The 15,228-nt window shown below is 52.0% G+C and carries 11 protein-coding genes; 6 read left to right on the plus strand and 5 right to left on the minus strand.

What is annotated here, in order from left to right; translation table 11 throughout:
* Positions 1–952: fasciclin domain-containing protein (locus EA392_01145; protein TVR41664.1), on the minus strand; the 952-nt coding region annotated here is incomplete at its 3' end.
* Between the two features lie 418 nt (positions 953–1,370).
* Between EA392_01145 and EA392_01150 the strand changes: the two genes are divergently transcribed.
* The 4 genes from EA392_01150 to EA392_01165 all read left to right on the plus strand — a co-directional run bounded on the left by EA392_01150 (position 1,371) and on the right by EA392_01165 (position 5,460).
* Positions 1,371–3,317 carry a tetratricopeptide repeat protein gene (locus tag EA392_01150; protein TVR41654.1) on the plus strand — a complete coding sequence of 649 codons (1,947 nt, stop codon included), beginning with the start codon at positions 1,371–1,373 and terminating at the stop codon, positions 3,315–3,317.
* Positions 3,310–3,948: a DNA-binding response regulator gene (locus tag EA392_01155; protein TVR41655.1), complete on the plus strand. Its 639-nt coding sequence runs from the start codon at positions 3,310–3,312 to the stop codon at positions 3,946–3,948. The genes EA392_01150 and EA392_01155 overlap by 8 nt, the downstream gene beginning before the upstream one ends.
* A 102-nt stretch (positions 3,949–4,050) precedes the next feature.
* Positions 4,051–4,515 (plus strand): T9SS C-terminal target domain-containing protein, encoded by a 465-nt coding sequence (locus tag EA392_01160; GenBank protein ID TVR41656.1) that lies wholly within the window; start codon positions 4,051–4,053, stop codon positions 4,513–4,515.
* Positions 4,516–4,551: 36 nt separating this feature from the next.
* Positions 4,552–5,460 carry a hypothetical protein gene (locus tag EA392_01165; protein TVR41657.1) on the plus strand — a complete coding sequence of 303 codons (909 nt, stop codon included), beginning with the start codon at positions 4,552–4,554 and terminating at the stop codon, positions 5,458–5,460.
* A 76-nt stretch (positions 5,461–5,536) separates the two neighbouring features.
* Here the strand turns inward: EA392_01165 and EA392_01170 are convergent, their stop codons facing one another.
* Positions 5,537–6,007, minus strand: coding sequence for a DUF1905 domain-containing protein (locus EA392_01170; GenBank protein TVR41658.1), 471 nt, complete (start codon positions 6,005–6,007; stop codon positions 5,537–5,539).
* Between the two features lie 45 nt (positions 6,008–6,052).
* Between EA392_01170 and EA392_01175 the strand changes: the two genes are divergently transcribed.
* Positions 6,053–6,958, plus strand: a complete 906-nt coding sequence (locus EA392_01175; GenBank protein ID TVR41659.1) for a WD40 repeat domain-containing protein — start codon at positions 6,053–6,055, stop codon at positions 6,956–6,958.
* A 28-nt stretch (positions 6,959–6,986) separates the two neighbouring features.
* Here EA392_01175 and EA392_01180 read toward each other — a convergent pair whose 3' ends face one another.
* Genes EA392_01180 through EA392_01190 form a run of 3 tightly spaced genes read right to left on the minus strand, consistent with a single transcriptional unit; the run spans position 6,987 to position 12,680 of the window.
* A complete protein-coding gene (locus EA392_01180; protein ID TVR41660.1) occupies positions 6,987–8,393 on the minus strand; it encodes an efflux transporter outer membrane subunit in 1,407 nt (468 codons plus the stop codon).
* Complete coding sequence (locus EA392_01185) at positions 8,390–11,548, minus strand: efflux RND transporter permease subunit (protein TVR41661.1); 3,159 nt, start codon at positions 11,546–11,548, stop codon at positions 8,390–8,392. The genes EA392_01180 and EA392_01185 overlap by 4 nt, the downstream gene beginning before the upstream one ends.
* Before the next feature lies 1 nt (position 11,549).
* On the minus strand, positions 11,550–12,680 hold the full coding sequence (locus tag EA392_01190) for an efflux RND transporter periplasmic adaptor subunit (protein ID TVR41662.1): 1,131 nt from the start codon (positions 12,678–12,680) through the stop codon (positions 11,550–11,552).
* Positions 12,681–12,882: 202 nt separating this feature from the next.
* Between EA392_01190 and EA392_01195 the strand changes: the two genes are divergently transcribed.
* Positions 12,883–15,123, plus strand: coding sequence for a helicase (locus EA392_01195; GenBank protein ID TVR41663.1), 2,241 nt, complete (start codon positions 12,883–12,885; stop codon positions 15,121–15,123).
* Positions 15,124–15,228 lie beyond the last annotated feature (105 nt).

Consider the following 15,228-nt stretch of genomic DNA (forward strand, 5'->3'; position numbering starts at 1 on the left):
CCAGAATGTCGTGAATTTCACTTTCCTGAACCACATCCCATACGGTGAAAGGAGCAGCAGGAACAAGAACCGCATCAATCACGTGTACTACACCGTTGTCGGTTACGATATCGGCCAGGATTACCTGCGCATCGTTGATAAATACGTTTCCACCGTCAAAGGTTACGGTCACATCAGCACCGTTGAGGGTGGTGATCATCTGACCATCAGAAAGGTCGGTAGAGAGTGCAACGCTTCCTACAACGTGGTAGAGAAGGATATCGGTAAGCAGACCAGAAGGGTCAGCCAGCAGGTCATCAATCAAACCGTCGGGCAGTGCAGCGAAAGCCTCATCGGTAGGAGCAAAAAGGGTGAGTTCCGCATCGGGATCGCTCAGTGCACCGTCCAAACCTGCTGCGAGTACAGCGGCTTCCAGAATGTCGTGAATTTCACTTTCCTGAACCACATCCCATACGGTGAAAGGAGCGGGTGGAAGCAACACTTCGTTCACCACATGAACCACACCGTTTCCAGCTATCAAGTCAGCCTGAATTACTTCAGAAGTCTCGTTGATGAAAACCCCACCGAAAAGCATTACAGTAATGTCTCCACCGTTCATGGTGGTGATCATCTGACCATCCTCCAGCTGCACGGATTCGACGGCAGCTCCAAATACTACATGGTATAGAAGAATCTCTGTCAACAATCCTGAAGGATCGGCCAGAAGTTCGTCAACCACTCCCGGAGGCAGGGCTCCAAAGGCAGCGTCATTCGGTGCGAAAACGGTAAAGGGACCGTCGCCGTTCAAAGCGTCGGCCAAACCCGCAGCATTGATTGCCGCGGTCAAGGTTTGGTGATCAGGGCTCGATTCAATGATTTCCATCACTGTACCGAAACCACCCTGACCTGCTTGCGCAAACGACATGGTCGTTGCCACAAACACAGATACAAGTAGTGTCAATAGTTTTTTCATGATAAATGGTGTTTAAGTGATTTACTCGGCATAAACAGGTTCATCAGCCATTTTGTTGAAGCGATGTGGAAAAAAATTCAACATTTTTAGATTCTGTTAACACTGTGGCGATTAGATGATGTGTTTAAATAGCTTATTATCATTGATATATAGGGGTTTGGTAAGGGTAAACCCTGAGATTATTTTTTGGGTGAATCCGCCGGGTGTGAATCAACATCGTATGCCCAATTTGCACATTTCAAGGAAAAACAGAGGTGTGAGACAAAAACCCTTAGCTTTATGGCAATGCGCAATTTGGGCGGCGAGAAATCTTTCTTCCTGAACATTTCTATGCCGATCTGCGTGTTTTTCGAACTAAATTGCAGATAATGTGAAGTCTATCGCTCTACAAAGGCTTTTTTTGGTTTGTTTCCTGGTGTTGGGAGCGGGCCTAACGCCTTTTGCCTACTCGCAGACCTCATATCTGGACAGTTTGAAGATAGAGCTGCGCAAAGCCGAAGCCGATAGCCATCGAATTTATCTCTTGGGTCGTCTCACCTGGCACAGCATTGTAAACCATACAGAGCAGGCGCGGGCTTACAACGACACCGCCAGGATTTTGGCGGATGAAATGGTTGATACGTTGGAGGTTGCCAAAGCTCTTCACTATCGCGGGCTGCTGGAGCGTTTTGCGGGCAACTACCTGGAAGCCATTACAAATCTCGAAAAAGCCGGCAAGCTCTACGATCAGTTCAAAGAGATCAATGGGAAAGCCGGAGTGCTTCTTAACCTGGGGGTTGTATTCAGCATGATTGGCGACTACGATCGCGCCATCGACTACTACTACCGGCAGATTGAACTCAACGAGCAGCTCGCCGATACCTTTCAAATCGGAAACACCCTCAACAGCATTGGCTCGGTACACCGAAAGCTGGGCAATTACGGTGAAGCCCTGGCCAAGTACGAGGAGGCGCTCGAGATCATGGAGCGCATGAACAAACCATGGAACTGGGGCCTGGTGATGGGAAATATAGGCGCCGTGCTTCATGAGAAGGGCGATTACGAAGGAGCGCGATATCATTATAAGCAGTCGGTTGAAAGCAACCGCACGCAAAGCGACACCTGGGGTGTGGCCTATAACCTGCACCGCCTGGGAGTGCTGATGCAGGACCTCGGTAAATACGACAGCGCGGCATACTACATGGAGCAGGCCTATGAATTGCGTACAGAGCTCAACCAAAAACTGGAGCTTGCCGAAACGATGATTTCTCTTGGGTCTATCTGGGCTAAACTCGGCAAAAGCCGACAAGGATTGGAAATGACACATCGTGGCCTTGCCATCGCTGACGAAATCAAGGCAGCCGAGTCGCAAACCACAGCGCACAAGGAATTGTCGGCTATGTACAGTGATATGGGTGATTTTCGAAATGCCCTTGAACACATGAAGCGCTACGCGCAGTTTCGCGATAGCGTGCTCACCGAAGAGAAAATACAGATATCGGCCCACCTGGAGGCACGGTATGAGTCGGCAGTGAAAGACCGCCGGCTGGCAGAGAATGAACTTGAGATATCTTCCGCCAATGCAAAAATATCGGAGCAGCGCAGGGTAGTTCAGCTCAGTCTTTTTGGGGCAGGTGCCATGCTGCTTGTCCTGATTCTGTTGCTGTGGGTACTGTCAGAGCGCCGCAAACGAAACCTGCAACAACTACTTCAACTGCAAAAAGAGAAAGAACTGGTTTCGCTCAAAAGCATGATGATGGGCGAAGAAAAGGAGCGAACACGCATTGCCCGCGACCTTCACGACGGCCTGAGCGGTTTACTGGCTTCCATCCGCATTCGCTTCGATGCGCTTAAACACGATTTCGGTGCGCTTAGTACCAGCCAGAAGTACTCGTCGGCACTGCAATCGCTCGACGAGGCCAGCAGTGAGGTGCGCCGCATTGCACATAACATGATGCCTGAGGTGCTGATGAAATTCGGCCTGGTAGAAGCATTGTCTGAATATGTCAACAACCTCACCATTTCAGGTGAACGCGAAATTGTGTTTAACCACTATGGTCTGGAACAACGCCTTTCTGCGGGTGCCGAACTTGTTCTTTATCGGGTCATACAGGAATTGCTGAACAATATCGTACGCCACAGTAGGGCAACCGAGGTGGTTTTGCAAATCAACCGACATGAGAATATGCTCACCATAACCGTGGAAGATAACGGTGTGGGTTTCGATCCTTCCTATCTCGCAAAAAATAAAGGCATTGGCATGCAAAACCTCGCCTCGCGGGTAGAGTATCTCAATGGTGAACTGAACATCGAGTCGCAGCCCGAAAAAGGCACCTCTGTTTTTATTGAGATTAACCTTTCCAGAATCCCGAAAGACCATGATTAAGCTCGCCATCACCGATGATCACCCACTCATATTAAAAGGTATTGCTGACCTGCTGAGCAAAATGAATGACGTGCAACTTACCGGGCAATACCTCAACCTTGAGGAAACCCGCGCCGGATTGGAGCAAGGGCTTCCGGATGTGTTGCTTCTCGATATCAACCTTCCCGACGGCGACGGGATACAATACTGCAAGGAGGTAACCAGGCAGTACCCCGGCCTTAAGGTGTTGGCGCTCACAACCTACAACCAGAATGTGCTGGTGAAAAACATGATGCGCAATGGTGCGCGCGGTTTTCTGCTGAAAAATACCTCGCTCGATGAGCTGCAAACGGCCATTCAAACGGTGCACAAAGGTGAGCTTTACCTTCAGGATGAGATACGGGAAGCCCTGTTGCGCGACTCCATCGGAGCCTCCGCCCCGAAAACAACGTTTCGGCCCGTGCTTACCCGACGCGAAAAGGAGGTGCTGCAACTTATTATGGATGAATTCACCACGCAGGAAATCGCAGACAAGCTTTTCCTTTCTCCTAAAACGGTGGAGACCCACCGCCTGAATCTGTTGCAAAAACTGGGCGTGCGAAACACAGCGGGTCTGGTGAAGGAGGCCATCCGGCAGGGTTTGCTCGACTAGAGCTCCTAAGGGAATACCCCCGGTTTAACCAATGGTTGTTTACCCGCAACCACAACAGAGCTGCGATACAGACCTTTGGAATAACACAAAATTCCAAAAGTCATGAAAACATTTTCACTCTTTGTACTACTGCTTTCAGCAGTGCAGTTTCAGGCGCAGACCCTCATTGGCTCTGCCGGAACCGAACATGCGGGCAACAACGCGCAGCTATCCTGGAGCCTGGGCGAAATTGCCGTCCAAACACTTGAAGGTGCGGTTACACTCACCCAGGGCTTTCAGCAGGTTGACCAGATTTCCACCGATGTGCCCGAATGGTCTTCCCTCACGGGAATGAACCTCTATCCCAACCCTTGTTCTACTCAGCTTTTCCTGGCCATCGAGGAGCCTGGCCAGTTCGATGTGGAAATCTACGACATGAATGGCCGTGTGGTCCTTCATCAGCAAGCAGGTTTCTCAAGCCTCAACGAGCTCAATGTGATGAACCTCACCAACGGGCATTACGTGCTGCGCATTCGCGAAACGCACGGCGCTCAGTCGCAAACCTTTCAATTCATCAAATCCCGATAATCAAATGTTTACCCAATCATTCAAACAACCAAAGTCATGAAAACAATTGTATCTACTCTTTTGCTGGCCTTTGCCTTTGTGCAGTTTGGCGTAGCACAACCCGACATGTTTAATTACCAAACCGTAGTTCGCAATAACAGCGGAGTGCCCGTGGCCAACCAGGATGTTTCCTTCAGAATGTCTGTACGTGCGGGCACTGCCAACGGAACCGTGGTGTATCAGGAAATCCACAACGAAACAACCAATGAGCACGGCCTCATCAGCTTTCGGATTGGTGATGGAAGTGGTTCAGGAAATATTGCAACCGTGAACTGGGGCGATAACAGCTACTACCTTCAGGTGGAATTGGATCCTGACGGAGGAAGCAGTTACGAAGACATGGGCACCAGCCAACTTGTAAGCGTTCCCTACGCCATGCATGCCAAAACAGCCGAGGACGTGGACGATGCAGACGCTGACCCAACCAATGAGCTTCAGAATCTGAGCATCAGTGGCAATACCCTTTCCATCAGTCAGGGTAATTCAGTAACCGTTGACGGCGACCCCACCAACGAGCTTCAAAACCTCAGCATCAGCGGTAACACGCTCTCTATCAGTCAGGGAAATTCTGTGGAGTTGCCTGGTGGTAGCGCGCCACCTGATGAGGCGCTTGCCAAAGCATGGGTCAACTTCCCTATTTTTGGTCAGCCCAACCTTGCTTTTGACGCGTACAATGTGACCAACACCAGCGTGCCATCAACAGGTGTGCGTGTTGTAAGCCTGGCTCCCGGCTTGTTTTCAATAGCTACCAGTCCTGCCTGCGTGTGCCAGATCAGAAACGACCTCGCTCCGGGATTTTGCGTGGTGACTTCTTCAACCTCTCCCAGCCAGGTTACCGTGCGAACCTATAACTCGAGCGGTCAGCTCGCCGACAAAGAGTTCAGCCTGGTGATTTTTGGAAAGTAAACTACACCGCAACCCTTCTGTGGTTGTCCGAAAAACCGACCCGGTGTAAAGATCGGGTCGGTTTTTTTGTTGAATGTTATTGATTGGGCTCTCTCAGCGAGTCTAACATACCCCTGATTCTTTTCTCTTGGGTTGCCGGCTGCCGGGCCGCAAGCACAGGTTTCAACAAAGCGTGTTGCTCGTCGGCGCTGAGGCTTAAAAAGCGGGCATACACTTCGGGCGGCTCCAGGTCAAAGCAATCTGTAATCTCTTGCGGAAGTACCGGGGGCTCATCATCGCGGTACAGCGTAATGAGCACTTCATCACCGGCCTGCTTTTTCAGTTTTTTGCGCATGGAAGCATTCACCGGAAGAAACAATTGCCCGTCTCCTTTAGGCATCAGCTTGCAGCGCGGCAATTCCACATCGTCCATGGTTCCGCACACACTGATCCATCCAAACCACGCGTGCGGGTCGGGTTTTACTTCGGGGATTAAAGCATAGGTCCAGCCGCCTTTTCCGGGGAATTTTTCGAGGCGGTAGTGCTGTTGTACAAGCGGAGTATTCATGGCAACTGCTGTGAAGCAAAGGTACCAAATCGCTACCTTCGCAGCATGTCTTTATCCATCATCAAAGCCTTTCAGCTCACCGGTCACAGCGCCGGAATTTACGCCCTCACAGCGGGCAGAAGTGCCCATACCGTACTTACCGGAAGCGGCGACAACATGGTGGCAGAATGGGATTTGCGCAGTCCGCAGGTATTGCCGTTTGCCATCCGGCTGGAAACCACCGTCTATGCGCTGAAGCACCTCCCTAAAAACCGACTGGCCATCGGGCAGGGGCGTGGGGGTATTCACATCATTGACCTCGAGAACAAAGCCGAACTGCGACACCTGGCCCTGCACCAAAAAGCGGTGTTTGATCTGCACTTCCTTGCCCCGGCCAACCAGCTCATTTCGTTCAGTGCCGACGGGACCTTCGGCGTGTGGGATGCCGAAAGCTTTGAGCTGGTGCGACACATCCCCATGGGTGATCTTAAAATGCGACGCGCCTCATCCTCGCCCGATGGCCAACTTTTGGTCACCTCGGGCAACGACGGGCGCCTGCGTGTATTTGAGACCGAATTCTTCAACGAGATTCACACCTTTAACGCACACGACAAAAGCAGCAACGTATCACTTTTTACACCCGATTCCGCAAAATTGATTTCCGGAGGCTGGGATGGCCATCTGCGTATGTGGGACGTGCGGAACAACTTCAACAAACGGCTCGAAATCCCGGCACACAACTACGCCATTTACGACATGTGTTTCAGTCCGGACGGCCATTTACTCGCCACCGCCAGTCGCGATAAAACCGTGAAAATCTGGGATGCTGAAACGCTCAGGCCTCTTGCCCGACTGGATGTAAAAGCCGGAGGGCACAGTCACTCGGTAAACGCGCTGCACTGGAACCGCGAAACGGGTTTGCTTGTGAGTGCGGGCGATGACCGCCGATTGATAGGATGGGAGATGAGGTGATCATTTTGAAGCGAAGAGACGAAACACACTACCAGCCTCCGCCAAGTGCCTGGTAAAGTTTTACGTAAGCTACGAGTAATTCTCTGCGGGCGCTGGTGTAATTCAGCTCTGATTCAAACGCCTGACGTTGTGATTCAAGGAACTCGAGATAGCTGGTAACCCCTTTGTCATAGCGCTCTGCGGAAAGTCGCTGGGCATTGATTGATGCTTTGAGTCTTGCCTCCCGTGCAAGAAGTTCCTCCTTAAGTGTGCTGATTTCAACCAAAGCATCTTCAACCGAGCGAAATGCGTTTAGCACCACCCGCTGATAAACCAGCTCTGCCTGCACCGCCTTGCTTTGTTCAATGAACACCTGCCGGCGAAAGCGTCCGAAGTTAAAAATCGGCCCCGTTAAAGCTCCGCCCACGTTCCATGCAAAAGGGATGTCTGATATGTTACTCAGTTCATTGGTTGCCAGTCCGAAAAGGCCGGTGAGGGAAATGCCGGGAAGTCGGTTTGCTTTGGCTACACCTATCAGGGCATTTTGGGCAATAAGACTTTGTTCAGCGGCTACAATGTCAGGGCGTCTGAGCAGCAGTTCGCTGGGTAAACCAGCAGGAATGGTAATGGAGGTGTCTTGCTCCAGCAATCTCGGTGTTATGGGCATCCGCCTGGGGTTGGTGCCCGTGAGCACGCTAATGCGGTTTTCTGTTTGCGCGATGAGACGTTTCCAGACAGGCACAGCTTCGGCAGCTACAGCCCGTTTTATTTGCGCCTGGTTCACTTCAATTTCTGCTACAATGCCTTTCTCGAAACGCTGCTCTACAATGTTGAGCATACTGTCTCGAAGCGCCAGGTTGCGCTCAGAAATTTCAAGTCTTGCCCGAAAATCAAGCAACAGGAAATACTCTGAGGCCACTGTGCTGATCAGGCTGAGCCGGGTGGCACGGTATCCTTCTGCGGTTTGCACAATCCGGGCGCGGGCAGCCTCATTCAAACGACGGTACTTACCCCAAAAGTCAAGGTCCCAATTGACGAATGCTGCCGTATAAAACAGGTTGTCCACATCGGGTAATACGGTGCCTTGAAAATTACCTCTTGATGCACCAAATTCCTTCCCGATATAGGGCAACATGGCCGATCGCTGTATTACCAGGCCGTCCTGAGCTTGCACAATAGCTTCGGCTGCTACGTTTAAGTCCTGGTTGTATGCAAGTGCCTGTTTGATAAGCGAATCCAGGATGGGGTCGCTGAAAAGGCCAAACCATTCGATGTCTTTGATGTGCTCTTTGTTGAGACTGTCTGTATTGACCTCGAGATAGCCGGGCGGGTTTTCTTCTTTTTCAAAGTAGAAAGAGTCAGGGATATTCAGCTTCGTGCCCTGGTAGTTCTTACCCGCCTTACAACCGGCCAGTAAAAGGATGCATATTAAGATGCCGAGGTTTTTAGTGCTCATTCCTCTGGTTTTTCAAGTTTTGCATCTCTTTCTTTTTCGTATCCGGCCAGCTTTCCGATCAGCACAAAGAGCATGGGGTACATTAACACACCTATGATGGTTGCAACGCCCATTCCGCCTAAAAGTGCCACGCCCATAACCTTTCTGGCTTCGGCTCCAGCTCCGCTGGCAAGAATGAGGGGTAGAATTCCTAGAATAAAGGCAAAAGTGGTCATCAAAATGGGTCGAAAGCGCAATGTAGCCGCCTCTACTGCAGAATCGAACAGATTCAGACCCTCATCAAATTTTATTTTGGCAAATTCTACAATGAGGATGGCGTTTTTGGCGGCCATGGCAATAAGCATAACCAATGAGATCTGGGCAAAAATGTTGGTCAGGTAACTTTCACTCATCAAGCGTGCAAGGTAGAGGAACATAAAGGCGCCCATCAGTGCAAAGGGTGTTCCCAGCAGAATGGCGAGTGGCATGCTCCAGCTTTCGTATTGAGCTGCCAGAATCAGAAACACGAAGAACAGCGAAAACATAAATACCACTGCCAGTTGACCGGAGGCTTTTTTCTCCTGGTAGCTCATGCCGTTCCAACTGAAAGTGATATCGGCGGGCAGGGTTTCGGCAGCTACCTCTTCCAGTGCGGCCAGGGCTTCTGCCGAGCTGTAACCGGCAGCAGGTGAACCGGTAACTTCTGCGGCGCGGTAGAGGTTAAAGCGCGTAGTGTAATCCGGACCGGCATCGGGTTTTACATCTACAAAAGAGGAAAGCGGTATTGATACGCCATCGCGACTCTGCACAAAAAACAATTCTAATCCTTGCTCATTTTGCCGGTATTCGGGTTCGGCCTGCACATAGGCTTTGTACAAACGGCCGTATTTCGTGAAGTCGTTGATATAGGCTCCGCCTAGAAACGCCGCAAAGGTGTTGTACACATCAGCAAGGGCTACATTGGCTTTAAGAATCTTGTCGCGATTAAGCTCCATGCGGCGTTGGGGCACAGTAGCTTGAAAAGTAGTGAAAGCGGATGCGATTTCAGGTCGCTGCTGGGCAGCGGCAATAAACGCATAAGTCTGTTCTGCCAGATACGCGGGCGACTGTCCGCTTTTGTCTTGAATCATCAGACTGAAACCCGAACCGTTTCCCAGTCCGGGAATGGCCGGTGGGCCGAAAGCAAAAGCTTGGGCTTCAATAATTTTTTCTCTAAGCATGCCATTGGTTTTGGCAATCACCCCATTGGCCGTGAGCTCCCTTTCGTCCCAGTTGACCAGTTTAACAAAGACGAAAGCATTGTTGGGAATCATGGCTCCGGATAGCATGCTAAACCCCGTTACCGAAGTGACATACTCAATATTCTCATCGAGCATTAACTCATCCTCAATCGTTTTCACCACAACATCGGTTCGCTGGAGGGAGGCAGCATCAGGAAGCTGCACGTTCAGGAAGTAGTATCCCTGATCTTCCTCGGGTAAAAAACCGCCGGGCACCAGGGATCCAAAAATACCGGCAGCAATTACGGTGATAAGCAGGTACATCACTCCGCGGCTCAACTTTCCGGCTACGCGAGAGGTTGCTTTACCGTAGGAGGCTGTACCGCGGTCGAACATGCGGTTAAAGGCAGTGAAGAAACGTCCTAATGGCCCTTTTGACGGTCCGGGCTTTTTCATCAAAAGCGAACACAAGGCAGGGCTAAGGCTCAATGCGTTAATGGATGAAAAGACCACCGAAACAGCAATGGTGATGGCAAACTGTTGGTACAGTTTTCCGGTGATTCCGGCCATTGCGGCTACCGGGACAAAAACGGCAATCATCACCAGCGTAGTGGCAATGATGGGTCCGGTAACTTCGCGCATTGCGGCAGAAGTAGCAGCCCGGGGCGACATGCCCTTTTCTATGTTCACCTGCACAGCTTCTACGACCACAATGGCGTCATCTACTACAATTCCGATGGCCAGCACCAGGCCAAGCAGCGAAAGCGAGTTGATGGTAAAACCCAGCATCGGGAAAAACATAAAAGCGGCAATCAGCGATACCGGGATAGCCAACGTGGGAATCAGCGTGGCTCTCCAGTCCTGAATAAAGAGAAACACCACCATAATGACAAGAATGAGAGCAATGATGAGGGTTTCAATAATTTCGTCAATACCTGCTATGATGGGTTCAGTAGCGTCGAGTGAAACTTCATAGGTCACGTCATCCGGAAAAGACTGAGCCATCGCATCCATGGCATGGGTCACTTCTTCGGCAAGCGCTACGGCATTGGTTCCGGGCGATTGATAAATGGCGATAGCAGCAGACTCTTTGCCGTTGGTGCGCGAATAAGCGTTGTAATTTTCGGTGCCCAGCTTAATTTCAGCAATATCTTTCATGAGCACCTGGCTGCCATCCGGCATGGATCGCACCACAATGTTTCCAAACTCTTCTTCGTTTACAAGCTGCTCGGGCAGACGCACCGTATAGGTAAACTCCGTACCGGGAGGCGCGGGTTCTGCTCCGAATTTACCACCGGGAGCCACCACATTTTGCTGTTGCACGGCACCAATAATCTCCGGAATAGAGATCCCCATTTTTGCCAACCGGTCGGGTTTTATCCATATTCGCATTGAATAATCGCTGGCACCGAACACCTGAACGCGCCCAACTCCTTTGATTCGCGCCAGTTGATCCTGAATATTGATCAGAGCGTAGTTTCCTAAAAATTCCCGGTCGTAGGTGCCTTCGGGCGAGGTAACGGATAGGAGCATCAGGATACTCGTCATGGATTTTTGGGTGGTAACCCCGATGCGCTTCACTGCCTCCGGAAGCTTGGGCGTGGCGGCTGCCACACGCGTTTGGGTGAACACCGTATTCATATCCGGGTCGGTGCCCAAATCGAATGTGATCTGAAGGCTCATGCTCCCATCGTTGGCATTGGTAGATTTCATGTAGAGCATGTTCTCTACACCGTTTACCTGCTGCTCAATGGGAGCGGCTACTGAAGATTCTACTGTAGTCGCGTTGGCTCCTACAAATGCCGTGCTCACACGCACTACGGGCGGGGTAATGTCAGGATATTGCTCTATGGCCAGCCCCAGAATGGATACCGCGCCTATGATCACCATAAACAGCGCAATCACAATAGCGACAATGGGCCGCCGAACGAAGAAAATATCTTTCGGATTCTCCATCTTATTGCCCGTCATACTGTGATTTGAACTCGATTTCGGTAGCGGCAACCGTCATGCCTTTTTTGGCGCGCTGAAGGCCTTCAAATATCACGCGGTCTCCTGCTGAAATACCTTCGTGAATGATGTAATAGTCTTTGTGCATCGGTCCGGGTTGAATCATCACCTGCTCAACCTCGCCTGAGCTGTTTACACGCATCACACTGAAATTGCCCTGTACCTCTATGACGCAACGCTGCGGAACGAGCAAGGCGTCGGGAATGGTTTTCACGCCTGCCCGCACACGCGCAAACTGCCCTGGGCGTATTAATCGGTCGGGGTTCGGAAACACGGCTTGAATGAGAATGGCACCTGTTGCGGCATCTACCTCGCGGTTGATGAATTTTACCCTTCCTGTTTCGGGAAATACGCTGCCATCCGACAGAATCAGCCGCAATGGCATCTTGTTGTTATCGTCGGGATCCTTGATGAGCCGCCGCGCGAGGGTGAGGTAATCGCTCTCGGTGATGAAAAACTCCACACGCACGGAGTCAATTGTTGAAATGGTGTTGAGAATGACCGGGTTCGGAGATCGACCTACAAATTCGCCTACCTGGGCCATGGATTTGCCAATGACGCCATCAATGGGAGCGTACACACTGGCGTAGCCCAACCGTATTTCTGCAATGCGAAGATTGGCGCGGGCCGCTTCGCTCATCGACTGCGAACCTTTTTTTTCGGCCACTGCTGCGTCCAGATCGCGCTGGCTTACAGCATTGATGGCAGCAAGGGGCGCTATGCGGTTGTAGTCGCTGTTTGCGCGTTCCTGGTTCACTTCACTGCGGGCAAGTTCGCTTTTTGCGGCAGCCACAGCCTCGAGTAGCGGTTCAGGATCCACTTCGTACAGCAAATCTCCTTTGCGCACCATGCCACCTTCTTCAAAGGCAATGCTCTCCAGAAAACCCTCTACCCGGGCACGGACGGGAATATCGCGGTAGCCGTATACCTGACCCACGAAATCCTTTTCGATGGTAACTTCTTTTTGTGAGAGGACAACAACCTGCACCGCGGGTGGGGGCACTTGCTCGGCTTGCTTTGGTCCTCCGCAACCTACAAGGAGCATCCCTGCCAGCGCAGCAAAAACATATGAATACATGGGTAATAGTTTGGACTGCAAATTTAGAAAATGTCTTGGTTTACAGCTTAAGTGCACCCGGCGGGTTGAATCTTAGGAATTCAAATTTTCAACGGATGTGAAGCAGTTTGCAATTTGCATATTGGCCTGTCCTTTTCAGTTCAGGGTTTTTAAGTTCTTTTTATTACTTTCGGTCATTCAATTCTTTAAGTGCTGAAGAACCATGCTTACCGATCAAACTACCACCACCAACCAGATAGAACTGGCCGCGCAGATGGTGAATACCACCGGCCGCCACCTTTTTCTCACCGGCAAGGCAGGTACGGGCAAAACCACTTTTCTGCGCGACCTGGCACACGCAACCCATAAAAATTTCGTGATTGTAGCACCCACCGGTGTGGCGGCCCTCAATGCCGGAGGAGTCACCATTCACTCGCAGTTTTTGCTTCCGCCCGGAAACTTTCTGCCCGGTAACGACAGCGCTTTCAGCGGAGAACTGCAGGCGGCCTTTTATACCCGCAAATCGCTGGCCTACAAACACCCGCTCAACCAGGTGCGGAAAAAAGTGCTGCGCAACATTGACCTGCTGATTATTGACGAAGTGAGTATGCTGCGGGCCGACCTGCTCGACGCCATGGATTACCGCCTCCGCTCTGCACGGGGTCGCCACAGAGAACCCTTTGGCGGCGTGCAGTTGCTGATGATTGGCGATTTGTACCAGTTGCCGCCCATTGTGCGCGACCACGAATGGTCGGTATTGCGGCAATACTACCCCGCCATGTACTTCTACGAATCGCACGCACTCAAGGAAAGTGGCTACGCCTACATTGAACTCAACAAGGTCTTCCGGCAGCAGGACGACGACTTTTTGCACATCCTGAACCGACTGCGCAACAACCAGTGTACCGCCGATGACCTCGCGCTCCTCAACCAGCACTACCAGAAAGATTACCAGTCTGAGCAGGGCGTGGTAACCCTCACCACCCACAACGCCACCGCCGATGCCATCAACCGGCAGGAAATGAATCGGCTGCCCGGTAAAACCTTCAGCTACTACGCCGATGTGCGCGACGATTTTCCGGAATCGCTGCACCCCCTGCCCGAAAAACTGGAGTTTAAGGAGGGTGCCCAGGTGATGTTTATCCGCAACGACCCCGAAGGACAGGCCTATTACAACGGTAAGCTGGCGCGCATTACGCACCTCGACTCCGACGAGATCCGCGTGGCCATGGAAGACGACGACGATTTTGTGCTCACGCCCCACGTGTGGAAAAACACCCGCTACAGCGTGGACGAAAAGAGCCAGGAGCTCACCGAAGACGTGGTGGGAACCTTTACGCAATTCCCCATCAAGCCCGCGTGGGCCATTACCGTACACAAAAGCCAGGGGCTTACCTTTGAGAAGGCAGTGATTGATGTGGGCAAGGCCTTTGCGCCCGGACAGGTATATGTGGCCTTGTCGCGATTGCGCTCGCTGGACGGCCTGGTGCTGCGCACCCCCGTATCGCCCAGCGTGATCAGCAGCGATCAGCAGGTGGTGCGCTACACCCGCGCGCAGGCCGAACAGCCCCCTGCGGCACAATCCCTGCTGGCAGAGCAGCACCGGTACCTCAGTACCTGGCTTACGCAGGCATTTGACTGGAGTGATGTGCTGAACCAGGTGGCCGAGGTGCAGCAAAAGGCCGGCGCCAAAATGGAATTTGAAGACGAGGAAATGCGCACCGCCCTGCAGCGTATCAGCGAGGCTTTTCGCAAGGAGCAAGACAACGCCCGGATCTTCCGGAACCAGCTTCACAACCTGATGGCCCGCGGAGACCACGAAAAACTGCTGGAGCGGGTGGACAAGGGCAGCGCCTATTACCGCCAACTCCTGGAAGCGCAGCTCTATGCGCTGTGGGTGCATACAACGGAGGTGGATATGCTGGCCAAAACCAAAACCTATGTAAAGGCGTTGGGCGAGGTGGACCAGCTGCTGTACCGCAAGATGGCACAGCTTGATACCGCGGTGCACCTGTGCGACTGCATTCTCAAAGGCCGGCCGGTAGAGAAGGATGAACAACGCGAAGCACAACGCCAGCAGCGCCGGGCCGAAATACAGCAGGCGGCGGCAGAGCATGTGCGACGCAACCCCAAGAACCTCAGCACCAAAACAGGCCGCAAGCGCAAAACCGGCGAAACCTACCAGGTGAGTTACGCCTTGTTTCGCGAGGGGCTGGATGCAGAAGGTGTAGCCAAAGAGCGCGGCATGGCCATCAGCACCATTGAGGGCCACCTTGCCCGCGGCATTGAAGAAGGCGAGCTCAGCATTGAACCCTACATCAGCCCCGAAGAGCTGCAAACCATCAACGCCGCTTTTGACGCCGCCAAAGACCCCTCGCTCAACGCTGTGCGCGCCGATTTAAACAACAAGTACAGCTTTGGGAAATTGCGGATGGTGCAGGCGTGGAGGGGGAAGCGGGAGTGAGGTGGTGTATGATGGGTGCAATGAGGGGGCAAACTTGCGTATATTTTACGCTCAGAGCTGTATCACGAAACTTTTGTGGAGGAGGATGACGGGTTCGCAGACCTG

The sequence above is a fragment of the Cryomorphaceae bacterium genome (assembly GCA_007695365.1).
In the GTDB taxonomy this organism is placed as follows: domain Bacteria; phylum Bacteroidota; class Bacteroidia; order Flavobacteriales_D; family SKUL01; genus SKUL01.